The following is a 24,688-nucleotide window of genomic DNA, read 5'->3' as shown; positions in this document are numbered from 1 at the left end:
AGAAACGGAGTGCGGTCTGTAGATCACAGGCACTGCCCAGAATGCAGGGATTGCGGATCCCGCCAGTGGTCGGGTAGGCGAGTCCGCAATGACAGTAAAAATTAAATTCGTCACTGCGAGGACGATAGGACGTGGCAGTCTCCCGATTAGAAAGATTGCTTCTTCATTCCTCCGCTGGCGCAAGTTTGCAACTTGTGCCTTTCTAATGAACTCAAGGGTTTGCAACCCGGTAATATTCATCTAAAACTAACCGAGTCACAGACTCTCAATTTCATTTATTAGCCCAAGTCATAGACTTGCGCTAAGTGTGTTTCTTAGAAACGGAGTGCGGTCTGTAGATCACAGGCACTGCCCAGAATGCAGGGATTGCGGATCAAGTCCGCAATGACAATTAAAATTAGAATGTCACCTTGAACTTCCTGCCCGTCCGGTTAGGCGGGGATTCAGGGTCCCTGAGATGCGAAGAGCTATCTGCAGATCACAGGCACTGCCCAGAATAAGGGGATTGCGGCTCCCGCCAGTGGTCGGGCAGGCATGGCCGGAATGACAATGAAATTTATATCGTCACTGCGAACCGCCAGTAGGCGGTGTGGCAGTCTCCCGATTAGAAAGATTGCTTCTTCATTCGCTACGCTGCTTTATCGCAGCTACGCAACACCGATCATTTATAGCCAGAATTTTTAATTTCCCTTAATTCTTCAATTAGATGATCCAAATCGCTTTGGATGATTTCCCATACAATTTGATAGTCAACACCAAAATATTCATGAATTAACCGATTTCTATACCCTTTTAGTTGTTTCTAAGGAATTTGAGGGTTTTCAATTTGAAAGTCGGGTAAAACACGATTAGAAGCTTCACCTAAAATTTCAAAGTTTCAAACTACCGCATCGAGCGTTTTTTGATCATTAATAAACTCATCATAATTCAGTCCATCAGTATACGTCATAATTCTTGATGCAGATTCGAGCATATCAAGAATAAGAAGGTGGTTATCTCTTTTAGACATAGATCAGATCAGACTGTATTGACTTAAAATAATGAGGTTTAATCCCTTTTTTCGATACTAAATCAACTTTTTTACCTAATGACAATTCCAGTTCCTCAGCTAAATCAATGAATTTTGAGCCCACTTGGCCATTAAGTTCAACCAAAATATCTATATCACTTTCTGGGGTTTGTTCAGAGCGAGCGAATGATCCAAAGAGAGCCATAGAAGCTATAGGGTAAGTTTTCATTAAACCTACCTTAAGGTCTTTAAGCTGATTCAATATTTCCGCTGTTGAACGCATAGAGCAAATATAATTAAAGCTGAGCGTTTTTATTTCACACACTTGAACTTGTAATAACGTAATGTAGAGGACGATAGGACGTGGCAGTCTCAACTAGCACAAGTTTATAACTTGTGCCTATCTAATAATCACAAGGGTTTGTAACCCGATAACTTTAACCGAAAACTAACCGAGTCACAGACTCTCAAATTCATTTATAAGCCCAAGTCACAGACTTGAGCTAGCTTTGGGCACTGCCGAGAATCAAGGGATTCCGGATCCCGCCAGTGGTCGGGCAGGCAAGGCCGGAATGACAAATAATTGAAAGAGTGACTCCTAAGACCTCAATATCTTCTCCATCTTCCTGCCTTTGGCTAATTCATCTACTAATTTGTCGAGATAGCGAACTTTTTGGGTTAATGGGTTGTCAATTTCTTCTACCCGATAGCCGCAGATTACACCGGTTATAAGTTTTGTATTGGGGTTGAGCGATGCACGTTCAAAGAATGTTTCGAAGGTCACTTGTTCTTCTAATAGTTGCTGAATCTTTTCATTAGTGAAGCCTGTAAGCCATTCAATTACCTCGTGCAACTCCTCTTTAGTTCTGCCCTTTTTCTCCACCTTAGTAACATAATGCGGATACACCGAAGAGAAGGTCATCTGCGCGATTCGTTGGTTGTGTGCTTCTGTGGTTTTCATTTTCTATTTATAACTAATTCGATACACTTTATTTCCATAATCGTCAGATAAGAGCAGCGAGCCATCCGACATTTGTAATACATCCACCGGCCTACCGGTTTGATTTTGGGTGGCATCATTTAGCCAGCCATCGGCAAACACCTCTGCAGCCACTGCGCGGTTATCTTCCACCTTCACTCGCATTACCCGATACCCAATTTTAGAAGAACGATTCCACGAACCATGCTGGGCCACAAAAATATCGCCCTTGTATTCGGCAGGGAACATATCGCCTGTATAGAAGGTCATGCCGAGTGGGGCTGTATGAGCTCTAAAATTGTACTGAGGACGAACAAAATCATTACAATGCCTTTTCGAGCCAAATTCGGGGTCGGCAATATCACCACCATGGCAATAGGGGTAGCCAAAATGCTGGCCTACGCTGGATATTTTATTGAGTTCACAGGGTGGAAATTCATCACCCATTCTGTCGCGCCCGTTATCCGTAAACCATAACTCGCCAGTATCTGGGTGCCAATCAAACCCGACTGTATTTCGAATGCCATGAGCTACAATTTCCCGATTACTACCATCGGCATTAATTCGGGTGATAGTGGCATAAATTTCATCGCTTTCGCAAATGTTGCAGGGCGCACCTACCGGAATATACAATTTACCATCAGGGCCAAAGGCAATGTATTTCCAACCGTGATGTCCGTCCGTAGGGTAATCATCGGTAATTAATTGCGGTTCAGGAGGATTGCTTAAATCGGCTTCGATGTTTGAGTACTTCCATATTTTACTCACTTCAGCCACATATAAATGGACATCTTTAAAAGCTACACCGTTAGGCATGTTCAGTCCTGATGCGATTACAAATTTCTCATCAGCCTTCCAGTCGCCATTTGTATCGCGCAAAGCATATACTTTGTCACTTGCTCTGTTGCCAACATACACTACCCCTGCCGGACTAACGGCCAGCGAACGGGCATTATCAACCTCGGCAAATACTTCTATTTTAAAGCCATCGGGTAAGTTAATGCCCAGGGCGTTAGTGTCGGACGCAGATTTATCCTCATCAGAAGAAAAACATGATGCCAGCAGTATAAACAATAAAGTAGATGTGATATATAACCGTTTCATAGTTTCGAATTAATCTAAAAGTTACACGATTATAAGTCGAAAGTAAAGACAAGTGTTTGAGGCGTTAAACAAAGGCCTTATTGATTTATATCAATTTCCGATTATTCATAGGTATATGAGACGGAATCTACCTGAAGTTTGAGCCATTTCCATTTGCCTGTGGGTAAATTCCATTCGGCCTCAAGCTTAGTGGGTACTTTAATGTCATTTATTGTTTGATGTTCAATAGCACTCACTGTCCACTCTACTTTTTCATCGCCTTCTTCCACGCCCTTGTAACGCATAGTCTTAAAGGCACGGAAATTACCGGTATCGTCAAACTGAAAAATGCCTGTTGCAATTGTGCCAAAATGGTGAATGGTGGCTTCCGCACTATGGCTGTCAATCGCCTTCCAGCTTATAAATTCACTCAGGGCTGCTTGAGGAAACCAACAGATTTCGGCCAGGTACCGCTGTAGTGCAGCTTCATTTATTCTTTTGTTATCGGCAACATCAACTATCGGATACATCCCCAGTAATTTAATGAGCATGCCTCCTTTGCCTTCAAAGTATTCGTCTCTACCAACAATGGGCATAAAAAGGTTTGGTTTTAATTTTACTTGCCAGTTAAATGCTGGTGCAGTTGGTGTAAATAATTGGGTAGCCTCAGCAGCAACCCAATCTTCCTGGCTTTCATCCAATTTCATTTGCAGGCTCTGAGTAACATACACTTCATTAGGTATTCTTGCATTCGTTACCCCAGAATTAGTGAGCCACAGCTGAACTACAGGCGGTAAATCACTAATTTTTCTATCTGAAATTGTGGAGGTTTGACTTTGTAAGATCATTAGCGCTCGTTCGTTGGCCACCATTTTGATGAAGTAGAAGGTAGCACAAGCCACTATTGCAGGTATCAAAATGAGCAGGTTGGCAATAGAGCCAAACTTTGCTTCTTTCCAAACGGTAATAATGAGTATCTGAGATAAAATGATGGCCACTATGGCAAGAGCCCACCACCTGTCATAATCAGTTAGATACAAAACAGCAGTCAGGATGAATAAGAGGCAAACAGTAAGCCAGATTATACCAACTGGTTTAGAAATGAAGCTATTCAGAGCGTCAATTTTGGCCAGGTTAAAAGCTTTTATAAAGCCCATGAGGTGAATGAGCCCATGTATTATTAAAAGACCTATTAAGGCAGCTTTCATTACTTAATCAGGTATTGATTACTGGATCAAAAGTAGTGGGTGGTGGAAAATTTTTATATGACACGTATCAGATTAATGTATGTTTCTACTCGTATAAATGGACTAATTCGGCATACCGATACATTTCATTTAGTTTTTGGTTGTACGGATAATCCCATGAGCATTGCGGTAATATAATTGGCCGCTATTTTCTGATATGTTACAGTATCAGACTTGGAAGAATACGCTCCTTGGGGTAAAATAATAAGGCAACAAAATGAAGATTGTAAATAGGGGTTCTATATGATAGTTAGCTAGTTTCTACATCAAGTACCTTCTCAAGTCTTCCTAAGCCTTTTTCATCTTCACGCATCCAAAGGGGTTTATGCATTAATACAAAAGTCCATTTTACATTAGGATATTTATTCAATACATTTTCAAAGTATTGAAATTGCTTGACACTCATTCCGCCTACTTTACTTTCAAACATATTGTAGTATTCTGTTTCTTCGAAGTTACCTTCCACTTCTCCTCTAATAATTTTCATTGCTTCAGTGCGGGCATGGTAAATTTCGAGCATCCGTTCTTCTCCAAAATCCTCAGAATCAAGCATTAGAAAAAGCACGTTTTCATAGACAAAGTGGTAGTAGGTATTCCCATATCGGTTTTGCCAAACTTTACGCATTGTCGGGTTGGTTAGGTCATGATTGCCACCTAGGTGAAAAAAGGGCATGTTTAAATAAGAGGTACGTTTATCAAATGAATCCCATTCTTTAATGAGTTGCAATGTGTCTTCAGTTGCGCCTTCAATCAAGTCACCTACACTCAGTACAAATGTGGGGTCCAATCTATTTAATTGGGCAACGGCTGTGTTATAAACGCCTTCACGTTCACCCCCAGTTAAATCAGAAATAATGGCAAACGTGAAATATTCCTCTTCTAATTCAAAGTCCGTGCTTGTCCAAGGAGTGGGGCCTGAATTATTATCATGTACAAATGCAGGGTTATTCTCTTTCTGTTTTAAAGACGTTTGACACTGAGCAAAGAAGAGTAGTGTTAATAGTAAAGTTGATAAAATCTGCATTAATCATACCTATTTGTTATTTACCCAATTATTAATTTCTTCTGTGACAAAATCTAATTGAACAGTTCCATTTTTTAAACATCTATCATGAAACTCTTTCACATCAAATTGATCACCAAATTTTTTCTCCGCACTTTTTCGAAGTTTCAAAAAGAACATTTCACCAACACCATAAGTAGTCATTTGACCAGGTAATACCGCAATTCTATCTACATATCTCTCTGCATCATCTCTAGTCATGGAGGTTTGCTTGCTTAAAGCATATTCTATTGCCTCTTCTCTTGTCCAGTTTTTAAAGTGTATTCCAGGATCAACTACCATACCCGTAGGTAAGCCCATAAGCATAGCAAGTTTTTGTTTTTTTGATTCATACAATCCCATTTCATCTGCAAGTGTTTCGGTATATCTTGCCCATCCTTCAGAGAAACCTGAATTTCCAATATACTTTGTAACAGGGTGGGAGTTAACCAATTCTCTGCTTATAGCAATTTGTAAATGGTGCCCTGGATAGGTTTCATGGAAAGCAGTTGATATAATATTCCCTTTTGTTCTAGTTTTTGGCTTATATGTTTGTTGAATATATGTTGCTGGAGTAGATCCATCATCTGAAGCTGGCAAATACCTAGAATATGCGGATTTTTCTTCAATCTCAGGTATAGGCTCTATAATTACATCAGCCTGTGGAATAAGCCCAAAATATTCTGGCACTTTCAATTTTGCCCTCTTTACCGCAGCTTCTGCTGTAGCTAGTATTTCTTCGCGTGAATTAAAATAGTTAGAGGAATCTGCTTTAAATGCTTGTTTAATATCGGAGATATCAGTTTTTCCATATACTTCATTACCTATATCAATTATGGCTTTTTCTCTTATTGAGATTGCTTCCTCACCCCATTGAAATATCGTTTCTGGGTTTTCTTTCAATGTTGTATATCCGCTTAGCGAAGTTTCATAACATGCAACACCATTAGGAATGTTAGTTATTGACAAGTTTTGTCTTGCGTTAGGTAAATAATCCTTTTCAAGGAATTCTTTATAACTGATTACTACAGGCATAATATCTTCTTCAACAATAGCCTTCATCTTACTCTGAAACTCAGAGGTAGTGTCCTTCAAAGCCGGTAAATAGAACGGGTTTTGTTCTAATGGAAGGTTTGATAGCTGGTCGAGACCTTCGATAACTCTCTCTATAACTACCTTAGGTAGAGCATATCCTGTCTCCAATCCTTGACGATTATTCTCAAGATTGTTTTTTATGAATTGCGGAATTTTGTTCCATCTTGAAATAGCATCTTTTCTACTTGATGAATCACCTACTGGCTGTGTGTTCGCTATATATCTGAACCAAGTATAAAAGCCATTCATTTGATTAATATCCCACAAGTAATTCTTGCAAATTCTATTATTGATAGATGATTCTATTGACCCTTTTAAAAGTTTATATGTAATAAGATCATTCTTTGAAAGTGTTGCTTCATCTACTGCGTTTAAGATACTGAACATAGAATCTTCAACAGCCTCTTGTTTTTTTATTCCCTCTATGGTGTTATCAGAAAGTAGAGAATGATCAACATCAACACCATAAAATGTTCCTAACTCTGGATTGAACTTGAACATTACCTCAATATATTTATCTGCTATTTCATTGATGTTTGGCTGAGTTGAATCTGTTGCCTCCTTTTGAGAACAACCGATTAATAGAGATATAGTAGTTAGAATAATGAGATGTTTCATGCGAGAGGGGGTTAATGCTCTCACAAGGTGCTACTTATTTCTATAAAATGAAAATTAATAAAAAGTATTATTTAAAGGTTAAATAATATTTTTAATAAAAAAGCCTCCCGGAGGAGGCTCATAATAGATACTTTTTAGTACGTAGGATAATCTGTGTAACCCTTTTCTCCTGGCGTATAGAATGTAGAAAAATCAGGATCCGATAATTCTGCACTAACCTTCATACGCTCAGGCAAATCAGGATTAGATATAAATGGTCTACCGAACGCAACTAAATGTCCTAACCCATCTGCTAAATCTTTTTCAGCTTTTGCTTTATCATAGCCTCCGGAAATAATAACAGTGCCACCGAAAGCATCTCTAATAGTTTCTTTTAAAGACTTAGGTACTTCTGGGGTGCCCATAGAAGAATGGTCTACCAGATGAACATATACTAAACCAATTTTCCCTAATTCTTCAGCAAGGTATTTATAAGTTTCTTCTTGCCCTTCAAATGGCATAATGTCATTAAACGCTCCTCCGGGAGATAATCTGATTCCCACTTTATCTTTGCCAATGGCTTCTACAGTTTGTTCTGCAACTTCTACAACAAAGCGAGCACGATTTTCTACAGAACCACCATAATTATCAGTTCTTTGGTTTGATCCGGGATTAATAAATTGCTCTAATAAATAACCGTTGGCAGCATGTAATTCCACCCCATCGAAACCGGCAGCAACGGCTAGTTTAGCAGAATTAACATATTCATTAATGGCAGAGGCAATATCTTCATCCGTCATTACTTTTGGAGTAGGCAAGTCTTTTTCACCTTCCTGATCAGTATACATTTTAGTGTTTGATGCAGGTATTGCAGACGGTGCTAATACTTCAGCTCCTTCAGGTAAGTTTAAAGGATGAGAAATACGGCCTGTGTGCATAATCTGAAGAAATATTTTACTTCCTTCTTTATGAACACGGTCAGTGACAACTTTCCAGGCATCTACTTGCTGTTGATTGTAAAGACCTGGAATCCGAGGATATCCCACACCATTTGGTGATGGACTTGTACCTTCAGTGATAATGAGTCCGGCACCTGAACGCTGGCCATAGTAGTCGGCCATAATAGGAGTGGGAATATGATCTGTTGTGGCTCTTGATCGTGTCATTGGAGCCATTACTATTTTATTTTTCAAGTGTAATCCGCTCACATTGAAGGATTCGAAAAGAGTAGCCATAGTTTTGGTTTATAGTTAATTAATGTTTAAACATTGAAAACGAAATTCATGATAAATAGTTCAGCTATTTAAATGAATTTATCGCAGTCTGTGGAAAGATTACTAATAATAGAACTAATTGAGTCAATTTAAAGTCATCCTGAGGCACGAAGGACCTTCCTAAGTTAGAACAACGATTACAAAAGTATAGTCAATCCAACTTAGTAAGTTGCCTCTTTATGTCGGCATGACAGGCTCGATAAATATTGGCATACTCATTCTCGGGTTGTATCTCACAGACCGAAAAAGTCATTATTCATAGGCTAATACTGTTTTGTGTGGACACAGAACAGGTGGTGAAAGGTCTTTTCAGATGTTTATATTCCTATTTCTTTATTCAAGCCCTAAGCTTTTTATATACGCATCATTATTAGACGGTCTACCAAGGAAGTCCTCTACAGCTTCCAAAACAGGTCGTTGAATACCATTTGCCAGAATAATGTCTCTGTATCGTATGCCCGTTTTCTGGTCTAGTAAGCCATTTTTCTCAAATTGAGTGAACATATCCTGTGCAAATACATCCGACCACAAATAACCATAATAATATGCGGGGTGTGTATTAATATGAATCCAGTTTGCCTGAGGGTGAGTTCCTTCCACATAACTATCATTTACCCCTATTTTATCATAAACAGTACTCCACAGTTTATCAGTATCGTAAGGATTTTCCGGGTTGTATTTATCATACAGCATCATGTCGTAGGTGCAACGGGTTAAACTGCCAATAGCAGAAAGACCTGAAGTCACATTCTTAGCTGCAACCATTTTATCAAACATTTCTTTAGGAAAGACTGCACCTGTTTCGTAGTGCCTGGCAAAACTGCTTAGCATGTCATAATCCCAAATCCAATTCTCAAATATTTGCGACATGGCCTCTGCAAAGTCTGATTTCGTTCTACGCTGGTAAGCAAACTCGCCTTCATACGCCATCCCATTCATAATATGTCCAAATTCATGAAATAAGGTGCTCAGTTGACCATGGCTTATTAAGGAAGGTAGTTCATCAGTTGGACGAGGGAAATTACCTAATAGCATGTTTACGGGTATTTCATAGCCTTCATCAGTTTGCCTGCCAGAAGAAAGCGGCACGCCATAAAACCAGCTTTCCTTGTTGGGCCTTGGATAAAGATCTAAATAAAATTGACCTCGTAATGTGTCGTTCTCATACACTTCATACATTTCAACTTCCTCGTGCCATACTGAGGGGTTTTCAACTTTTCTAAATTCATAGCCAAGCAGCTGCTGATAAATTTTCATCATACCTTTCAGGCAGTCGTCCATATTGAGATATTCCCTGATCTTTTCTTCATCTACGCTATATTCTGTTTTAAGAAATTGGTTTTTGTAATAGGAGTAATTCCACGATGCGACTGCTTCATCCGAAGATTCACCTGTTAATTGATTTCTAAAATCAATAAGCATCTGTTCTTCTTTTAATGCTTTGGGCTTAGATTTTTCAACCAGATCATTAATAAAGCCCCAAACCCTATCAGGATTATCCGCCATCTTAAAACTAAGATTATAGCCGGCATAAGAATCATAACCCATCAATTTCCCTATTTCATATCGCTTTTGCACCAGCTCATTCAGAATTCCCAAATTCTTTTCCGCACCACGATTAGTAAACTCCATGTAATAAGCCTTGCGTGTAGCCTCTTTGGCAGCATTACTCATCAACTGACTATTGGTGGCATTAATGGCTGGTATTTCATAGGAGTTTTCCCCAACGGCATAGGTTTTTTTGAAATTCACTGGCAGTCCTTCTGCACCTTCTTCATCAATGGTTATCGACCGGTTTGCGGTATTCATATTGGTAGAGTAGTCAGAGGTTAACTTGGTGATTTCGGAATTCAATCTTTTGTATTCCTGCATCTTATCTTCCGGCAACGCAATTCCCGATTGCTCAAAATCTTCAATCACCTGATCGATAAATCGCTTTCTATGCCCCGTAAACGTGGTATATGCCTCCGTTTCCATAAACGACTTCATTTTGGAATACAGTTCCTTATCCAGCCCAAAAAGGTTGCCTACAGAATCTAGCTTTTGATAACTGGCTAAGCCAGTAACTCGAATTAATGAATCTGGAGATGTCCAATACAAAAGAAAGAAACGATTAGAAGCCTTTCCTATATTTTCTACAATTCTATCGTATTCAACAAATGTATTTTCGAAGGTAGGCTCGGCATTATTTTTAATTTTTTCTATCCCCTCAATGGTCTGATCGATGGTGAAAGCGGCAAATTCTTCTATATGTGCAGGTGTTACAGCAGCAAAATCTGTAGGTACATTTAATTCCGTCACAAAGGGGTTATTGGATGGTTTGGCTTCTTCCTTTTGTGATGTACAAGCAACAGCTAAAAGAAGTATGATTAGAAGGTGATACGTTTTCATCAATAGGGTTTGTTTAATGGGTGTTGAATTTAAGAAGTTACTGCTTTTATTAAAAATATGTAGCAGAATTGATGCTAAACAAACTCTCAATCTTTACTTGTACTTCTTACATGATAATCAGCAATAATTCCTTCAATAACATAAACTTAACAATTTGCGCTAAAACGAATTTTTGCAACAAATGAGCTACTAGTGAGAGCTCAATTCATCCTGGCACTCTTCCAAGTCATTTTGAAGCCGATCAATTTCAAGGTCTTTTTTATATAATGCTTCTTTATGTTCGATCTTCTTAAATTCCATTTGGGTCTTTTTGTCGAATGCATAAACGAGAAGACCGATGATAATAATCGTCTGAATAATAATCAATGTTAGCGTTCGGGACCCTACCTGATCATGTTTAAGAATAAACCGATCGTACACATAAATAGAAAATAAAATTGGAACGATGGAAGTGTGTAGGACTAACACCCACTGTTTGCCCCACAACCCGGCAATATCATAAAATGTGAGCGGCATCGTAAGAATGATTATCGCTGCCAGTACTTTAATGATCTCAAACGGAGTAAATTTTTCCTTAGAACGAACTCTTAGAATAGAGATGATCAAGATACTAAAGCTAACAAAAAACCACATGGCCTTAGCAGCTGCTTCATCCACATCCTGATAAATTATATCACCTAAAAACAGTACAACGTAAAGTCCAGAAAGAACCTTCAAGTAATTTGCGTGATTACTTTTTATATTATAAAGAATGACGGCAATCAGGGCATAAACAAAGTTTGCATAGACATTGTCCATAATCTAAGATAGGAAGAGCCAGAATTTAAACAAGTAGAATTATACAAAAGGAATCTTTTAACTTTGTACACGTTTTATTCTTCAAACACTAAAATCAAAAGCATGTCATCAATAAAGAAAATAAAGCCTCTTAATTTCCCATGGGAAACATCAGATCCATTTTTATTTTGTGTCCATCATGCAGATAATTATCCTAAAGGGAATGAAGCCATGGGGCCTGACGCATCTTTGGAAGGCAGAAATATTGGTCAGGATTTTACAATAAAAGATGGCTGGCGCATGTATCACGGTAGTAAAGTGCCGGGTTTTCCGCCACACCCTCACAGAGGTTTTGAAACGGTAACTGTAGTTACCAAAGGATTCATAGATCATTCAGATTCTTTAGGTGCTACAGCGCGTTTTGGAAATGGCGATGTACAATGGATGACTGCTGGCAAGGGATTGCAGCATTCCGAGATGTTTCCTTTGCTAAAAAGAGATAAACCAAATCCGTTAGAACTTTTTCAAATCTGGCTTAATCTGCCAGCAAAAAGTAAAATGGTGGAACCACACTTTGGCATGCTTTGGAATGAAACCATCGACAAAATAGACTATGCAGATGAATCTGATAAGCATACGCAAATAACCTTAATTGCGGGTAATCTCGATGATTATTCAGGGCCGCAAATTCCACCTAATTCTTGGGCGGCTGATACCAATAATGAAGTTGCCGTCTGGATTATTGACATGAATCCAAATGCCGAATGGACTATTCCGGCTGCCAGTGAAGGACTCAATAGAACAATATATTACTTTGAAGGTGAGGGTTTAAATGTAGATGATAAGGAGATTCCTTCATATAACGGAGTTGAACTATATTCTGAAAAAGAAGCAGTTCTAAAGAATGGTGATCAGCCAGCGAGGTTATTACTACTTCAAGGCAGGCCCATTAATGAACCTGTTGTACAATACGGCCCATTTGTAATGAATTCGCAAGAAGGAATTCAACAAGCGATGATGGACTACCAAAAAGATCAGTTTGGTGGCTGGCCTTGGCCTGAGGCTGAACATGTTCATGCCAGAGAAAAAGGCAGGTTCGCCATCCATGCAGATGGTAGGGAAGAGGTGAAGTGATTAATTTGTATAATTATTCTATTTTTAAACAATGAGGATGATTCGAAAGCCTACATTTTCTGGTAAGTCAGCCAATAAAGATGAAGAAGACATTCTTTTTTGGGCTTATGAAAAAACGGCAATTCAAAGGCTTGAGGAGTCATGGAGGTTAAATTGTTTGAATCACCAATTAGATCCTAAAACTGCGAGGATGGAGAGGCGCCCTATTTCAGCCTGCAAAAGATCTTCATGAGCATATTTAATAATGATTTCAAAGAGTACATTTTACTCCTGAACAAACATGGAGTTGAATATGTATTAGTTGGCGGAATGGCAGTCAATATTCACGGTTATAGACGCTCTACTGGTGATATGGATATATTTGTAAACCCAACGAAATCTAATCATTTGTTATTGAGAAGGGTTCATGCTGATTTTGGTATGCATATGGGTGATATGGAGAATATTGATAATTTTCTTGATACGAAGAAATTTGATGTTTTTACCTACGGTGTAGCGCCAGTTCAAATAGATGTACTAACTGCTTGTAAAGGAATTACGTTTGACGAGGCTTATCAGAATGCAATTAAATTTAAACTTGAGAAAAATTTGGAATGTAAGGTAATCAGCTATCGAGAACTAATCGTAGCCAAAAAAGCAGCCGGTAGATTTAGAGATAAAGCAGATATCGAAGAATTGCAAAGGATTAAATCTAAAAACCAATAATCTTCTCAACCTGCTCATCCAACAAGGCTTTGTATAATGGATTGGTAATTTTCCCATTCTCAAAATTTTTCTCAATGTGCGAAAGCTTTGGCTTGAGGGACAATACTTCTGTGCCGCAATAATGGAAGATATCTGTTAAGTGGCTTAGCGCCAAACCTGCACCCTGAATGCCGGAAGAAACCCCAACCAATGCACATTTTTTCCCTTTAAATGTATCCGGAAATTTAAGGCCATCAATAAAGGTTTTGAGTACACCAGGAAAAGAGCCATTGTATTCAGGCACTATAAACACGAACTTATTTGTAGAAGCCATTAACTCCCTGAAGTGATTGAAGTCCTTATTCTTGCCAGCCATTTCGTACAAGGCACTAAAAGCGAAATCATTGGGTAAGTCAGAAAGGTCAATCAATTCATTTGGGCAGCCCACATTATTAAGCAGTTGCTTATAAAGATTGGCAATCTGGTAGCTTACAGAGTCGTTTCTGTTTGTACCGCACACAATAGTAATTTTCTCCATTAGTTTACTCCGTTTATTAACCTGCCTCTGTCTTTCTCCTCAATTGATATGCCGTTAGGTACCTGTCCAACAAAAATTAAATCTCCTGTCGAATTGAGTTCGCCTGTTAATTGATTCGTCACATTAACAATTATATCGTTGGAAGAGTTTTGAATTATTCTGGCATTGGTACACTGCAAATTGGCACCTTCAAAGCGACCATCTCCTGAAGAAAATAATACGTACAGCTCATCAACAGATCCGCTTAATAGATAGTTAGTGATCTCGTTAGAATCAATAGAAAGGCTCGCACTATTTAATGATAACTCAATGATACCATTGCTGGCCTTCGATTTGAGACTCAAATTAGGGTAAGTAAGAGTTCCATTCGAACGAATAATACTTCCCCCAATAATTTCAATAAAACTGATGTTGGGGTGCGTTATTTCAAGTAAGGGATAATTATAATCGCGGGTCCATTTGCAGCTTACCTGATTTGTTATTTCCAATAATGAACCGGAAAGGGTAAAATCAATATCATTAAAAAGGTTTTCGCCAATGGTTAACTTTACATCCCTTGCTGGCCCCTCAGTTAAAATTACATTGAACTCATTATTTATTAAAAGCGCATCAAAATCACCAACTTCAATAACTTTAGTTACGCCTTTACCACTAGATTTCAGGCAATCAGGGGCATCAGCATCGTTACAGCCAAAAAATAGGAGGGTCAATATAAAGTAAGTTAGTATTCTCATTTTATTCGATATCCGATGGCAAATTCCATTGCCTCTGCTTTCGCTGCGTGGGACTTAACCCCAATGGAACCAAAGATATGGTCTCCAAAGTATCTTCTTAGTTTCAACCGCACATAAACTGGCTGAAATGCTTTGTAGGGATCGTAAATGTAATAACCGGCCTGTGTCATAATAGAAAATTCGTTTACCATCATTTCGTGGCTCAGTACTAATCCAACCCGCTTAAAGTCTGTGTCCGGATCTACATTTTCGTCATATTTAATTTCTTCTTTTAACGATTCGGAGTAGAATAATTCTAGTCCAGCACCGAACCTACTTTTGTGATTTATTTTTTTATCCACAATACCCGTTAATACAAAAAAGGGCTTAGTACCTGAGCCAATCTTCAAACTCTCATGTCCACCACCAATGAGAATAACAGAATATCCAATCGGGCGGCTAGCGAGTTTAGGTTCTTCCATGTAGTTGAAAGACTTCTTCCTGTAATCAAACATATAATGAAGCCCAACATTAGCGGCAAAAATGTTTATTCCAGAATTGGGCTTCTTAATGGCACCATTCGAAAAATGGGTTACTGATAAAGAAGAATTTAGCGAAAGCCTTTCGCTAAGTTGATATTCATGACCGAATTGAAACAGAACGGCACCAGTCAAATCTGTGCTGATCACGTTATTCTGATTATTGTCTACCTTATTATATTTTTCAGTGGTATATCCTGCGCCAAACCCTGCTTTAAACTGAAACTGGCTTTTAGCTTCTCTCTTGCCTCTCAGGTAAAGGTTAAAGTGAGGTAGTAGTGCCAGTGTTTTGCCTAATCGATCATCTCGATAATCCATGTAAATGAAGGTAAGCCCACGATCAGGGAAGTTGTATCGCTGCTGCCAGACTTCATCACCGTGAGACTTTCTGTTGTACACAATCCGGAATCCCATCGGATGATCTGTAATCAGGTGGCTTATCTGCGGTTTATGCTCGTAAATAAAGCCTCTGAAGGCCTCAAATCCAATAGATTTATTCACTCCTTCTTCACTTTGGGAGAAGGTGTTAAAACCAGTGATTAAAATAAATAAAATGAATAACAGTGTGCGCACGCCCCTAAAATTTGGCTGCGAAAATACATTGAAAATCGTGTTTATAAAAATTGGGAGACCTTCTTTAAATCCTCTGGTGTGTCAATGCCAATGGAGCCAATCTCCGTTTCTGCTACTTTAATTGTATAGCCGTTTTCCAACCAACGTAATTGCTCTAAAGATTCTGTCTTTTCAAGAGGGGAAGGAGGTAGGGCCGCTATTTGTTTGAGAATATCTGTACGATAGGCATAAATGCCAATATGTTTGAAATGAATGTTTGCCTTTACCCAATCAGATTTCACTTGATTTCGGTCGTAAGGCACAGCCGACCTCGAAAAATACAATGCCTCATCATTCATGGCCTTCACGCATTTTACAACACTGGGATCAAATAATTCTTCTTCTGAATCGATTTTTTTTACCAAGGTTGCCAATTCAGTGTCGCCATCCAATAATGAAGCTAATAGTTCAATTTGTTGAGGGTCGATAAATGGTTCATCTCCTTGAATATTTATGGCGTAATCAAAGCCTTCTTCTTTTAAAAGTACTTCATTACATCTGTCTGTCCCGCTCTGATGATTAGGATTTGTCATACACACATTTCCACCAAAACCGTTTACAACATTTTTTATATCAGTATGGTCAGTAGCTACAATTACTTTTGATAAGCAACTGGCTTTTGAAGCCTGCTCAAAGACCCTTTGTACCATCGTTTTCCCACCTATATCGGCTAATGCCTTAGCAGGAAAGCGAGTGGAGGCATAGCGAGCAGGGATTATTCCAACAATTTTCATCAGTCCTTTAACTTTACTTTTAAAGAGGTGCCTTCATCACTTACCACAATCACTTCAGAACCTTTATCAATATAATCGCCACGCGTATATGCGTCATATAGCTCACCATTAATCATTATTTTTCCGCTTGGCCGCAGTACAGTGTGTGCAGTCCCAGCTTTACCTATCATCGACTCTTTATTGAAGTTACTGGTATACCCCTCTGTTCGATTCATAGTATCTGTTAGGGCTACTCGAGCAAAGAATTTTGAATCGGTAAACTTTACCCCTATAACGAAAAGCAGTGCGAACCCACCAAATATTCCGATGGAAGCCACTAGAGCAGCAATAACAATATCGTCAATATCTACGAAGGTGAAATCAAAGGCATCATTATTAAGCATCACCAGAATGAGCGAACCTAGCGTGAAGGTTATGCCCAAAATTCCCGCTATTCCAAACCCCGGAATTACGAAGACTTCAAAACCAATGAGGATCAATCCTATAAAAAAGGCAATAATCTCCCAGTTTTCGGCAAGTCCATTAAGGTAGTAAGGCACGAAATACAGAATCAAAGCTAAAAGTGCTGCACCTATTGGAAAGCCAACCCCTGGCGTTTGAAGTTCAAACCAAATGCCACCCACAATTACCATAATTAGAATTCCACTGATGAAAGGATTTAAAAAAAAGGCGATAATTTCTTCTGAAGCACCTAACTCATAATCTATACGCTCGTAGTTTTCTACACCATTTCTTTCTAGTATATCTTCAACGCTATTTACTTTGGCTTCGCAGAAACCATGTTTAATGGCCTCATTCGTTGAAAAAGTGATTACATTTCCCGCTTTAGAAATACTGTCAATTTCTATGGTTTCATCCACCATGCCCTCTGCTATTCTCGGATCACGGCCATTTTCTTCTGCAATGGAGCGCATGGTGCTTCGCATATACGATTGGTATTTGTCAGGTGCGGCTTCTCCTGTCTGAAACACTACCGTAGCAGCTCCAATATTGGCCCCAGGTGCCATATAAATGCTGTCGCAGGCAATGGAAATAAGTGCACCTGCAGATGCTGCATCTTTATTGATAAAAACCCAAATTGGTTTGTCAAAATCCATAATACGTTCTACTATGTCTTTTGCATCAGTAACAGCACCTCCGTAGGTATCCATTTCAATGATCACATAATCGGCTTCAATTTCTTTTGCATGATCTAAGGCTAACTCAGTGTAACGATTAGTGCGCGGGTCAATTTCAGCCTTTAACTCCATCACCATTACCTTCTGCTTTTCCTGGGCATAGGTGCAAAGTGCGAATAAAAAGGAAATAATAAAGGCAAAGCTTTTACGCTGTCTCATAGCATGTATTTTTGTCTAAATTAATGATAATAACTCTTGGCAGGAAAACTCAACCTCATCTTTTCTCATAAATTCGATATGCCCATCTGGAAATATCGGATAAGTAATTCAGGTGATTATTTCGCTTTTGAATTAAGAGCTGAAAATTCAGATGAATTGAAGTTTTTGAGTCTAGATATGAAGGAAGCTAAAGTTGAGGAGATAAAGCTCAAAAAGGATGACTGGTGGACCACCTTGTATGATGTAGACGAATTAGTGGTCTACTTTAAAAGGTATGATTCAGGTGCCAATCCAGTTATTTTATCAGTAATTAGATGGAATTCTGATACAAAATCTGAAGAACTGCTACCAGGTGATACAAATATTACTTTCAAAAAAAATAGTTTAGTTACGCCATCGTTTTATACTCCAGAAAATGAGCATTATACTCTTCTCTCCAGGTTTATAGGTAATATAGTAGATCACGAGCCTAATAAATCCGGAATTGAGTATCTTGAGTGGAATAACTACATATCATTGTCATATTATACTGGCGTTAAGAATATGGCTAACTTTTTGCTCACCGTAAACGATACAAAGGAAGCGGTTCACCATATATGCTTGGCAGAAAATCTTACTGGAATAGGGCAGGATACATTCTCAGTTGACAACAACAAGCTTATATTTGTGAAAGATAATTGTGAGATTTTTATATATCAACATGGATAAAATGCGTGGTTTATTAATTCTATTTTTTTGCGCAACAGGTAATCTTGTTTTGGCAGGGTCTATTTCAATCGATTCTGTGGGTCATAAAATTGAAAACGGGGTAGAATATACCCTGCATAAAGTAGGTGATAATGAAACGCTTTACTCTTTATCAAGAAAGTACGATGTTCCTATTTATGAAATCATTAAACATAACCCCCCGACAGAATTTGGTCTAGAAAAAGGTCAAATTTTGAGAATTCCCATATTAGTAAAAAAGGAGGAGCAGCAAGAGGCTACCTTAGCCATTATCAAAGATGAAGAGCCAAGCGTTGAGCAGGCAAAGCCTGTAGCTGTAGTAAAGCCTCCTATGCGAGAGGAAGGGCCACCAGTAGAGGTTAAGTCTCAAATGGAAGAAGTGAAGCACTTTGTTGAAGAAAAGCAGACACTTTTTTCAATCTCAAGAATGTATGATGTGAAAGTGGATGATATTAAGATCTGGAATGGACTTACATCTAATAATTTGGATATTGGACAAGTGCTTATAATTGAGAAAGGTAAAATTGAAGAGGTTCCAAAAGGTAATTTTATCGCTAAAGAACACGAAGTGAAGCCTTCGGAAACGCTGTTTTCAATCTCCAGAACTTATAATGTGACTATAGCAGAAATAAAGGAGTGGAATTCATTAACATCTAATGAGATAAGCATAGGCCAGTTGTTATTTGTTGAAAAACCGATCGTTAAGGATAATGTTGTTCAAAGTCAAAAAGAAATAGAGAAACCAATCATAGCTGACCTACCTGTAAAGGTTACAATAAAGGGTGTGAAAGAAGAAATGGAACCTATCGATGCCGCTAGGTACAACGTTAAACCATTGCCCACTCCTAACTTTGAAGAAATAATAGAGTCCGGTTTGGCCGAGCAGATTGAAGGCTCTTCAAATAATCGAAAATATCTGGCGCTACACAAATCAGCCAAAATAGGTACGATCATCAAGGTAAAGAATGAAATGAACGACCAGGAAGTGTTTGTTCGTGTTATTGGGCCACTGCCTCAAACTAGTGTAAACGATAATATGGTTATTAAAATCTCAAAAACTGCTTATGAGCGGCTTGGTGCAATTGACCCACGCTTTAGAGTAACCATTTCATATATTCCGTAATGACGGATGAACTCAAAGAGTTTCTAAATTATAAGGTTGAAGAATATAACCAGCCCGGTTTTATTGTTAACGATCCAATTTCTATACCGCATAGATTCACTAAAAAGCAAGATATAGAAATTTCCGGATTTTGGGCTGCTACCTTAGCATGGGGACAACGCATTACCATCATTAATAAATGCACTGAGCTTTTTCATTTAATGGATAATGCTCCGCACGATTTTATCCTCAACCATCAGGATAGTGACTTGAAGCGATTTGAAAATTTCAAGCACAGAACCTTTAATGCAACTGATACACTCTATTTTATTGAATACTTCAAAAATTTATATCAGCAATACGATAGTCTGGAAAGTGCTTTTATTATTGGTATTGATGAGCACTCTAGGAATGTGGAAGCAGGCCTATCTTATTTCAGGGAACAATTCTTCGCTTTACCTTTTGCTCCAGAGAGAACCAAAAAACATGTAGCTTCTCCTGCCAGAAATTCAGCCTGCAAGCGTATCAATATGTTCCTGAGATGGATGGTAAGAAAAGACGATAAAGGGGTAGATTTTGGACTTTGGAATAAAATTAAACCATCACAATTAGTTTGTCCGTGTGATTTACATGTAGATAGAGTTGCCCGCAAGCTTGAATTAATAAGCAGAAAACAAACCGATTGGCAAACAGCCGTTGAATTAACAGAGAAATTAAAAGAATTGGATCCGGAAGATCCTGTTAAGTATGATTTTGCATTGTTTGGGTTAGGAGTGGAGGAGAAGTTTTAGATTAAAATAGTCCCCCTCTCAAGAGGGGAGAAAAACCTAATAAGAATGAATGATATATATCACCCCCAATTAGCAGGATCCTTCCTCCAATCCTGCAAAGTATCTACTTGTTCCTGCTTGATATAACCAGTTTCCAACGCTTTTTCTAACATCGCGCTATAGTTGCTTAGGCAAACAAGTTTCACATTTTTACTTTCGAAATTCTGTTTAGCAAGGTCAAACCCATAGGTAAAAATGGCTGCCATGCCTAGCACCTTAAAACCGGCTTCAATCAAATCATCCGATGCTTTAAGAGAACTTCCGCCTGTAGAAACCAAATCCTCAATAACAACCACTTTTTGCCGCGGTGTTACCTTTCCTTCAATCATATTTTCCATTCCATGCCCTTTAGGCTTTGAACGTACATAAATAAAAGGTAATCCTAATTCTTCTGCCACCAAAGCACCCTGAGGTATGCCAGCCGTTGCCACCCCCGCAATACATTCCACTTCAGGGTAGTTATATTTAATGGCCTTTGCCAGTTCAGTTTTAATAAAAGTTCTTATTTCCGGAAAAGAAAGTGATAATCGGTTATCGCAATAGATTGGTGATTTCCAACCCGATGCCCAAGTAAATGGTGCTTGAGGCTTTAATTTAATGGCTCCTATTTCCAGAAGTTTCGAGGCAATTTCTAATTCTGTTGACTTATCTGACATGGTTGCGAAATTATTCATTAAAAAAATCAATATCTATTGGCACGCTAATAAATTTTACATTCATTTGTGAGTCATAATCATTAATAAAAATAGATGAATCTCTTCATCAACGACATTCCAGTTCAGATTTTAGATGCACTTCATAAACCTGATAAACGGGATTTTAACACTATAATTAATGCGGAAGTTGAACCCATAACCAAGGCCAAACTTTTGCACCGTGTTTGGGTAAAAAATGCCAAAATTGATGAAATAGAGAAAATTTTAGATGTTCTGGATACAACCAGTATAGGCGGACTTATTTCTTTAACCCTCACGGTTGAGCATTACGATGTAGTGAAGACATTTCTGAAGAAGAAATTTAAAATCATCAAAGCAGCCGGTGGCTTGGTGCGCAAAAAGGATAAGATATTAATGATTTATCGTCTTAAAAAATGGGATTTGCCTAAAGGTAAATTTGAAAAAGACGAAAAACCGAAACAAGCCGCACAACGGGAAGTGGAAGAGGAGTGCAATATTCAGGTGAATCTTCGTAACAAAATTTGCACCACCTGGCATACTTATACAATGAAAAAGAAGCAAATTCTTAAGAAAACCACCTGGTTTTTAATGGATATTGTGCGTGATAAGGAAATGATGCCGCAAATTGAAGAGGATATTGAAGAAGTAAGGTGGATGACTCCAAAGGAGGTATTTCACGCACTTGACGATTCCTATAAATCAATAAGGTTTGTTTTTGATAGGTATTTTGCTCAAGAGAAAGAAAAGGAAAGAATGAAGGGAGAGGCAGAAAAAACTCAATCTAATGTGTAAGGCAGAAACTCCTCCACACCACCTTTATATTTGTGAACTTCCCGAATAATAGATGAGCTAATTGCAGCAAATTGAGGTGAAGTGATTAGAAAGACAGATTCCAGCTCATCATTTAAAAAACGGTTGACCTGAGCTATACTATTTTCATATTCAAAATCTGTGGTATTTCGTAAGCCTCTTAATAAAAACTTAGCGTTATGTTTTTTGGCTAGTTGTGCGGTAAGCTCATTATAAACAATAACGCTTACATTCGTATGGTTTTCGAAAGTTTTCTCAATGTAGCCAACCATCTTATCAATATCGAAATAGCGATTATGTTTTTTGCTATTGTGGCCGATACCAATAATTATTTCATCAAAAAGCTCCAACCCTCGCAATACTATATCCTCATGGCCCTTAGTAAAGGGGTCAAAAGAACCAGGGAAAATGGCAACTTTTTTCATTTAATAACGATCATGAGCACAAATGTACGCTGTATAGATCAAAGAAGTGATGGTCTTGAATTTCATCGAAAACAAAGCCAAACTTTAGATAATCTGGTCTATCGCCAAATGAGATATTTTTGATATACTTATAAAATTCGTTGTAGTGCGGAGATTGTTTGCCTATATACCCCCACATCACAACTTCCGTATTTTTCTGCGTTTTGCTTAACCCATTTATCACCAATAGAATGTAACGAATATATTCATTAAATTGCTTTATAGTGAATTGGTTGTAATACTCTAGTTCGCCACCTTTTAATGAAAGAATGTGGAGTTTGAAGCGATCAATATATAAATAGATAGAGTCTTTTTTAGTGCTTTTAGAAAAGTTTATTACCCCCTCAATTAAAGCACTTGATTGATGTATGAAACCTACCTCTGCATTTGGGTACAATTTGATTAACCAATTGTGAATCACCTTGCTAATCGCAAAAACACATATTGCGTCAGACTGAATATGTTTGTAGTAGAGTATTTCTTCAGTTTCAGTATTAATTTTTGAGTTTAACTTCAAGTAGTCAACAACGGCTTCTTTTACAAATAACGAGGAAGGGACCAGGGAAAATTTACTGTTCTTAATACTGACTTTAACTGTTTTCCAAAAGCCAGCCATAAGCAAATGGTGCTCCTCAAAAAGAGAAGCCAGCATCTGCTGAAGTTCTTTGTATGTTTTAACACTCGCTAAAACATAATCTTCAAGAAGTAACACTCTATTGTTAGTAGAGTCGATTATAGAAACTTGTAAGTCCCTTACTCCAATTTGAAGCAACAGGTTGTATTGATGCAAGTTTTCTACATCAAACTTCGCATCCTTAATCTTCTTTATAAGCTTATAACCTGCTGTTGTCGTATTCAATGAATTATTCCCAGTTACCTGAAGTAGTTACATCAGTTTTTGAACCAAATCTCAATGGCTTTTTATTTTTAGACTCATTATCTTCCCTACGAGTAGGATCAAATGGTTTTGGGTTTTTTACTTCAATAACATCTACAAAAAGATTGCTTCTTTCAATTTCATCAGCGTAAATATCGAATTTCACATCTTCATAACCTGGAACATATGCCAATCGACTTATGTCAATATTAAGATCGAATTTTATTTCTTCTAAAGACATCAAAAGATCGCCTTTCGTAACATTATTACCTGGTTGATAACGCTTTCTACTTTTAACTTTTCCAGATTCTTTGAATTTATGGGTAACGTTCTTACCATTTTGATTAAGTACGTAGGCAGGAGAGCCTTTCACAACGTTATCGCCTGGTGCAGCCTCAAATCTTACGAAAACACCATCATTAGCAGCATTTACGTTATGCGTTGTTTTAAATATTCTTTCTTTAGCTGTGATTATACCCAATGTGTCGTAGGTGATAATACTACTATCAGCACCGTAACTTAATGTTACTACTCTTTCTTTTTTCTGAATAATTGGGAATTTACCGTTTTCGATAAAATCTATTAATTTATCCCAGTCGCTTGTATAATTACCGTTTACTTCCTGGTAAACGATTTCAGCTTCTCTAATTAATTGCAATTTTTTAATGATAGCCGCTTCTCTTTCAGATATTAGCGCTCTTTCATCCATGGTGGATTTTACGCTATTAATAAGGAAAGCACCCATGCCTAAACTGGCAACTAAGAAAACAATAGATAAAATTTTAGTGACGTTCATTAGTATTTATTTTAGAATGCAATTATAAGTCTTTTGAAAAGTAAAACATAATGATTTTACTCGCTAATTACCGCAATTATTGCCATAATTTAAAATAGCCCCGAAGATTTAATAGTTTATTTTTCGATAAATTACCATGTAAAATAGTATGCTTTTTTATATCGGGTAATTCGTTTAATTCCTGAAAAGTCACAAATCGAACATCTTGTATTAGCTGCTGTCTTGCATCATGCTCTGGATCATAGCCGGTTTTGATGGCCCCCTTTTCTAATTCTACACTAAAAAACAGCTCAATGGCGTGTAAAGGATGACGATAAAATTCATTTACAAATAGGAACTCTTTCACTTCACAAACCAGCCCTGTTTCTTCTATCATTTCTCTTTTTAAAGCGCTTACTGCACTTTCACCAAAATTCATTCCGCCACCAGGAGGTGACCAAAATTCATTTTCATCATTGAGGCCTTTGTGCTTAACGAGTACAATCGATTCATTTTTTATACAAATACCACAAACCCTTACCCTTAAAGTACTGCCATATGTTTTTTCAACTACGTTCATTCAATAATATTATCCAATATATTTTGATGCAGAAACACATCGCTACAATGTTCTATTATATT

The 24,688-nt window shown here is 38.0% G+C and carries 26 protein-coding genes and 1 pseudogene; 6 read left to right on the top strand and 21 right to left on the bottom strand.

The genetic code is table 11. From position 1 onward, the window contains the following. Window positions 1-661: 661 nt before the first annotated feature. From RLO81_RS18615 to RLO81_RS18565, 11 genes and pseudogenes are all read right to left on the bottom strand, one after another. Window positions 662-790, bottom strand: a pseudogene (locus RLO81_RS18615) (HepT-like ribonuclease domain-containing protein); the annotation flags it as partial. Between the two features lie 87 nt (window positions 791-877). Then, window positions 878-1,009 carry a HepT-like ribonuclease domain-containing protein gene (locus tag RLO81_RS18610; RefSeq protein ID WP_350115326.1) on the bottom strand — a complete coding sequence of 44 codons (132 nt, stop codon included), beginning with the start codon at window positions 1,007-1,009 and terminating at the stop codon, window positions 878-880. After that, window positions 1,002-1,292, bottom strand: coding sequence for a nucleotidyltransferase family protein (locus RLO81_RS18605; RefSeq protein ID WP_205723562.1), 291 nt, complete (start codon window positions 1,290-1,292; stop codon window positions 1,002-1,004). Before RLO81_RS18605 ends, RLO81_RS18610 begins: the two co-directional genes overlap by 8 nt. 315 nt (window positions 1,293-1,607) lie before the next feature. Further along, on the bottom strand, window positions 1,608-1,970 hold the full coding sequence (locus tag RLO81_RS18600; RefSeq protein ID WP_350115322.1) for a DUF2200 domain-containing protein: 363 nt from the start codon (window positions 1,968-1,970) through the stop codon (window positions 1,608-1,610). 3 nt (window positions 1,971-1,973) lie between these two features. After that, window positions 1,974-3,092 carry a PQQ-dependent sugar dehydrogenase gene (locus RLO81_RS18595; RefSeq protein WP_350115319.1) on the bottom strand — a complete coding sequence of 373 codons (1,119 nt, stop codon included), beginning with the start codon at window positions 3,090-3,092 and terminating at the stop codon, window positions 1,974-1,976. A gap of 101 nt (window positions 3,093-3,193) precedes the next feature. Next, window positions 3,194-4,279: a DUF6920 family protein gene (locus RLO81_RS18590; protein WP_350115316.1), complete on the bottom strand. Its 1,086-nt coding sequence runs from the start codon at window positions 4,277-4,279 to the stop codon at window positions 3,194-3,196. 289 nt (window positions 4,280-4,568) lie between these two features. Next, window positions 4,569-5,342, bottom strand: a complete 774-nt coding sequence (locus tag RLO81_RS18585; RefSeq protein WP_350115313.1) for a metallophosphoesterase family protein — start codon at window positions 5,340-5,342, stop codon at window positions 4,569-4,571. A 9-nt stretch (window positions 5,343-5,351) separates the two neighbouring features. Beyond that, window positions 5,352-7,073, bottom strand: a complete 1,722-nt coding sequence (locus tag RLO81_RS18580; protein WP_350115310.1) for a DUF885 domain-containing protein — start codon at window positions 7,071-7,073, stop codon at window positions 5,352-5,354. Window positions 7,074-7,207: 134 nt separating this feature from the next. After that, window positions 7,208-8,287 (bottom strand): alkene reductase, encoded by a 1,080-nt coding sequence (locus tag RLO81_RS18575; RefSeq protein WP_350115307.1) that lies wholly within the window; start codon window positions 8,285-8,287, stop codon window positions 7,208-7,210. Window positions 8,288-8,659: 372 nt separating this feature from the next. Then, window positions 8,660-10,717, bottom strand: coding sequence for a M3 family metallopeptidase (locus RLO81_RS18570; RefSeq protein WP_350115304.1), 2,058 nt, complete (start codon window positions 10,715-10,717; stop codon window positions 8,660-8,662). Between the two features lie 189 nt (window positions 10,718-10,906). Then, entirely contained in the window at window positions 10,907-11,515 is a 609-nt protein-coding gene (locus RLO81_RS18565) for a hypothetical protein (protein WP_350115301.1), read from the bottom strand. Between the two features lie 102 nt (window positions 11,516-11,617). Here RLO81_RS18565 and RLO81_RS18560 point away from each other — a divergent pair, with 102 nt between their 5' ends. Together RLO81_RS18560 and RLO81_RS18555 are read left to right on the top strand one after the other, a co-directional pair. Next, complete coding sequence (locus tag RLO81_RS18560; RefSeq protein ID WP_350115298.1) at window positions 11,618-12,628, top strand: pirin family protein; 1,011 nt, start codon at window positions 11,618-11,620, stop codon at window positions 12,626-12,628. Window positions 12,629-12,856: 228 nt separating this feature from the next. After that, window positions 12,857-13,333 (top strand): nucleotidyltransferase, encoded by a 477-nt coding sequence (locus RLO81_RS18555; protein WP_350115295.1) that lies wholly within the window; start codon window positions 12,857-12,859, stop codon window positions 13,331-13,333. Here RLO81_RS18555 and RLO81_RS18550 read toward each other — a convergent pair. The 5 genes from RLO81_RS18550 to RLO81_RS18530 are packed head-to-tail and all read right to left on the bottom strand — an operon-like array spanning window position 13,320 to window position 17,785. Continuing rightward, window positions 13,320-13,850, bottom strand: coding sequence for an NADPH-dependent FMN reductase (locus tag RLO81_RS18550; protein WP_350115292.1), 531 nt, complete (start codon window positions 13,848-13,850; stop codon window positions 13,320-13,322). The two genes, RLO81_RS18555 and RLO81_RS18550, sit on opposite strands and share 14 nt — an antisense overlap. Next, complete coding sequence (locus RLO81_RS18545; RefSeq protein WP_350115289.1) at window positions 13,850-14,560, bottom strand: head GIN domain-containing protein; 711 nt, start codon at window positions 14,558-14,560, stop codon at window positions 13,850-13,852. The genes RLO81_RS18550 and RLO81_RS18545 overlap by 1 nt, the downstream gene beginning before the upstream one ends. 20 nt (window positions 14,561-14,580) lie before the next feature. Then, window positions 14,581-15,675: an acyloxyacyl hydrolase gene (locus RLO81_RS18540; RefSeq protein WP_350115286.1), complete on the bottom strand. Its 1,095-nt coding sequence runs from the start codon at window positions 15,673-15,675 to the stop codon at window positions 14,581-14,583. A 41-nt stretch (window positions 15,676-15,716) separates the two neighbouring features. Beyond that, window positions 15,717-16,448, bottom strand: a complete 732-nt coding sequence (kdsB, locus tag RLO81_RS18535; RefSeq protein WP_350115283.1) for a 3-deoxy-manno-octulosonate cytidylyltransferase — start codon at window positions 16,446-16,448, stop codon at window positions 15,717-15,719. Further along, window positions 16,448-17,785 carry an NfeD family protein gene (locus RLO81_RS18530; RefSeq protein WP_350115280.1) on the bottom strand — a complete coding sequence of 446 codons (1,338 nt, stop codon included), beginning with the start codon at window positions 17,783-17,785 and terminating at the stop codon, window positions 16,448-16,450. The genes kdsB and RLO81_RS18530 overlap by 1 nt, the downstream gene beginning before the upstream one ends. Window positions 17,786-17,821: 36 nt before the next feature. Here RLO81_RS18530 and RLO81_RS18525 point away from each other — a divergent pair, with 36 nt between their 5' ends. Genes RLO81_RS18525 through RLO81_RS18515 form a run of 3 tightly spaced genes read left to right on the top strand, consistent with a single transcriptional unit; the run spans window position 17,822 to window position 20,404 of the window. Continuing rightward, the gene (locus tag RLO81_RS18525; protein ID WP_350115278.1) at window positions 17,822-18,493 is read left to right on the top strand and encodes a hypothetical protein; all 672 of its coding nucleotides are present in this window, start codon (window positions 17,822-17,824) and stop codon (window positions 18,491-18,493) included. Between the two features lies 1 nt (window position 18,494). Beyond that, window positions 18,495-19,634 carry a DPBB and LysM peptidoglycan-binding domain-containing protein gene (locus RLO81_RS18520; RefSeq protein WP_350115275.1) on the top strand — a complete coding sequence of 380 codons (1,140 nt, stop codon included), beginning with the start codon at window positions 18,495-18,497 and terminating at the stop codon, window positions 19,632-19,634. Next, on the top strand, window positions 19,634-20,404 hold the full coding sequence (locus RLO81_RS18515; RefSeq protein ID WP_350115272.1) for a TIGR02757 family protein: 771 nt from the start codon (window positions 19,634-19,636) through the stop codon (window positions 20,402-20,404). Before RLO81_RS18520 ends, RLO81_RS18515 begins: the two co-directional genes overlap by 1 nt. A 59-nt stretch (window positions 20,405-20,463) precedes the next feature. Here the strand turns inward: RLO81_RS18515 and pyrE are convergent, their stop codons facing one another. Further along, a complete protein-coding gene (gene pyrE, locus RLO81_RS18510) occupies window positions 20,464-21,117 on the bottom strand; it encodes an orotate phosphoribosyltransferase (protein WP_350115269.1) in 654 nt (217 codons plus the stop codon). A 75-nt stretch (window positions 21,118-21,192) separates the two neighbouring features. Between pyrE and RLO81_RS18505 the strand changes: the two genes are divergently transcribed. Continuing rightward, window positions 21,193-21,912 carry an NUDIX hydrolase gene (locus RLO81_RS18505; RefSeq protein WP_350115267.1) on the top strand — a complete coding sequence of 240 codons (720 nt, stop codon included), beginning with the start codon at window positions 21,193-21,195 and terminating at the stop codon, window positions 21,910-21,912. On the opposite strand, the gene coaD is transcribed toward RLO81_RS18505, so the two are convergent. From coaD to RLO81_RS18485, 4 genes are all read right to left on the bottom strand, one after another. Further along, window positions 21,897-22,355 (bottom strand): pantetheine-phosphate adenylyltransferase, encoded by a 459-nt coding sequence (coaD, locus tag RLO81_RS18500; RefSeq protein ID WP_350115264.1) that lies wholly within the window; start codon window positions 22,353-22,355, stop codon window positions 21,897-21,899. The two genes, RLO81_RS18505 and coaD, sit on opposite strands and share 16 nt — an antisense overlap. A gap of 10 nt (window positions 22,356-22,365) precedes the next feature. Next, a complete protein-coding gene (locus tag RLO81_RS18495) occupies window positions 22,366-23,253 on the bottom strand; it encodes a DUF3822 family protein (protein WP_350115261.1) in 888 nt (295 codons plus the stop codon). Between the two features lie 4 nt (window positions 23,254-23,257). Continuing rightward, complete coding sequence (locus tag RLO81_RS18490) at window positions 23,258-24,067, bottom strand: biotin/lipoyl attachment domain-containing protein (protein ID WP_350115259.1); 810 nt, start codon at window positions 24,065-24,067, stop codon at window positions 23,258-23,260. 76 nt (window positions 24,068-24,143) lie between these two features. Next, a complete protein-coding gene (locus RLO81_RS18485) occupies window positions 24,144-24,626 on the bottom strand; it encodes an NUDIX domain-containing protein (protein ID WP_350115256.1) in 483 nt (160 codons plus the stop codon). Window positions 24,627-24,688: the final 62 nt, after the last annotated feature.

Origin of the sequence: Fulvivirga sp. (assembly GCF_040220315.1) — a bacterium.
Taxonomy (GTDB): domain Bacteria; phylum Bacteroidota; class Bacteroidia; order Cytophagales; family Cyclobacteriaceae; genus Fulvivirga.
The sequence above is the reverse complement of the archived record's forward strand: the minus strand, read 5'-3'. Positions and strand labels throughout refer to the sequence as shown.

What these genes read in the sequence shown, in the direction of transcription:
- RLO81_RS18610 (WP_350115326.1), bottom strand. Translation starts at nt 1,009, where the DNA reads ATGTCTAAAAGAGATAACCACCTTCTTATTCTTGATATGCTCGAATCT.
- RLO81_RS18605 (WP_205723562.1), bottom strand. Translation starts at nt 1,292, where the DNA reads ATGCGTTCAACAGCGGAAATATTGAATCAGCTTAAAGACCTTAAGGTA.
- RLO81_RS18600 (WP_350115322.1), bottom strand. Translation starts at nt 1,970, where the DNA reads ATGAAAACCACAGAAGCACACAACCAACGAATCGCGCAGATGACCTTC.
- RLO81_RS18595 (WP_350115319.1), bottom strand. Translation starts at nt 3,092, where the DNA reads ATGAAACGGTTATATATCACATCTACTTTATTGTTTATACTGCTGGCA.
- RLO81_RS18590 (WP_350115316.1), bottom strand. Translation starts at nt 4,279, where the DNA reads ATGAAAGCTGCCTTAATAGGTCTTTTAATAATACATGGGCTCATTCAC.
- RLO81_RS18585 (WP_350115313.1), bottom strand. Translation starts at nt 5,342, where the DNA reads ATGCAGATTTTATCAACTTTACTATTAACACTACTCTTCTTTGCTCAG.
- RLO81_RS18580 (WP_350115310.1), bottom strand. Translation starts at nt 7,073, where the DNA reads ATGAAACATCTCATTATTCTAACTACTATATCTCTATTAATCGGTTGT.
- RLO81_RS18575 (WP_350115307.1), bottom strand. Translation starts at nt 8,287, where the DNA reads ATGGCTACTCTTTTCGAATCCTTCAATGTGAGCGGATTACACTTGAAA.
- RLO81_RS18570 (WP_350115304.1), bottom strand. Translation starts at nt 10,717, where the DNA reads ATGAAAACGTATCACCTTCTAATCATACTTCTTTTAGCTGTTGCTTGT.
- RLO81_RS18565 (WP_350115301.1), bottom strand. Translation starts at nt 11,515, where the DNA reads ATGGACAATGTCTATGCAAACTTTGTTTATGCCCTGATTGCCGTCATT.
- RLO81_RS18560 (WP_350115298.1), top strand. Translation starts at nt 11,618, where the DNA reads ATGTCATCAATAAAGAAAATAAAGCCTCTTAATTTCCCATGGGAAACA.
- RLO81_RS18555 (WP_350115295.1), top strand. Translation starts at nt 12,857, where the DNA reads ATGAGCATATTTAATAATGATTTCAAAGAGTACATTTTACTCCTGAAC.
- RLO81_RS18550 (WP_350115292.1), bottom strand. Translation starts at nt 13,850, where the DNA reads ATGGAGAAAATTACTATTGTGTGCGGTACAAACAGAAACGACTCTGTA.
- kdsB (WP_350115283.1), bottom strand. Translation starts at nt 16,448, where the DNA reads ATGAAAATTGTTGGAATAATCCCTGCTCGCTATGCCTCCACTCGCTTT.
- RLO81_RS18530 (WP_350115280.1), bottom strand. Translation starts at nt 17,785, where the DNA reads ATGAGACAGCGTAAAAGCTTTGCCTTTATTATTTCCTTTTTATTCGCA.
- RLO81_RS18520 (WP_350115275.1), top strand. Translation starts at nt 18,495, where the DNA reads ATGCGTGGTTTATTAATTCTATTTTTTTGCGCAACAGGTAATCTTGTT.
- RLO81_RS18515 (WP_350115272.1), top strand. Translation starts at nt 19,634, where the DNA reads ATGACGGATGAACTCAAAGAGTTTCTAAATTATAAGGTTGAAGAATAT.
- pyrE (WP_350115269.1), bottom strand. Translation starts at nt 21,117, where the DNA reads ATGAATAATTTCGCAACCATGTCAGATAAGTCAACAGAATTAGAAATT.
- RLO81_RS18505 (WP_350115267.1), top strand. Translation starts at nt 21,193, where the DNA reads ATGAATCTCTTCATCAACGACATTCCAGTTCAGATTTTAGATGCACTT.
- coaD (WP_350115264.1), bottom strand. Translation starts at nt 22,355, where the DNA reads ATGAAAAAAGTTGCCATTTTCCCTGGTTCTTTTGACCCCTTTACTAAG.
- RLO81_RS18490 (WP_350115259.1), bottom strand. Translation starts at nt 24,067, where the DNA reads ATGAACGTCACTAAAATTTTATCTATTGTTTTCTTAGTTGCCAGTTTA.
- RLO81_RS18485 (WP_350115256.1), bottom strand. Translation starts at nt 24,626, where the DNA reads ATGAACGTAGTTGAAAAAACATATGGCAGTACTTTAAGGGTAAGGGTT.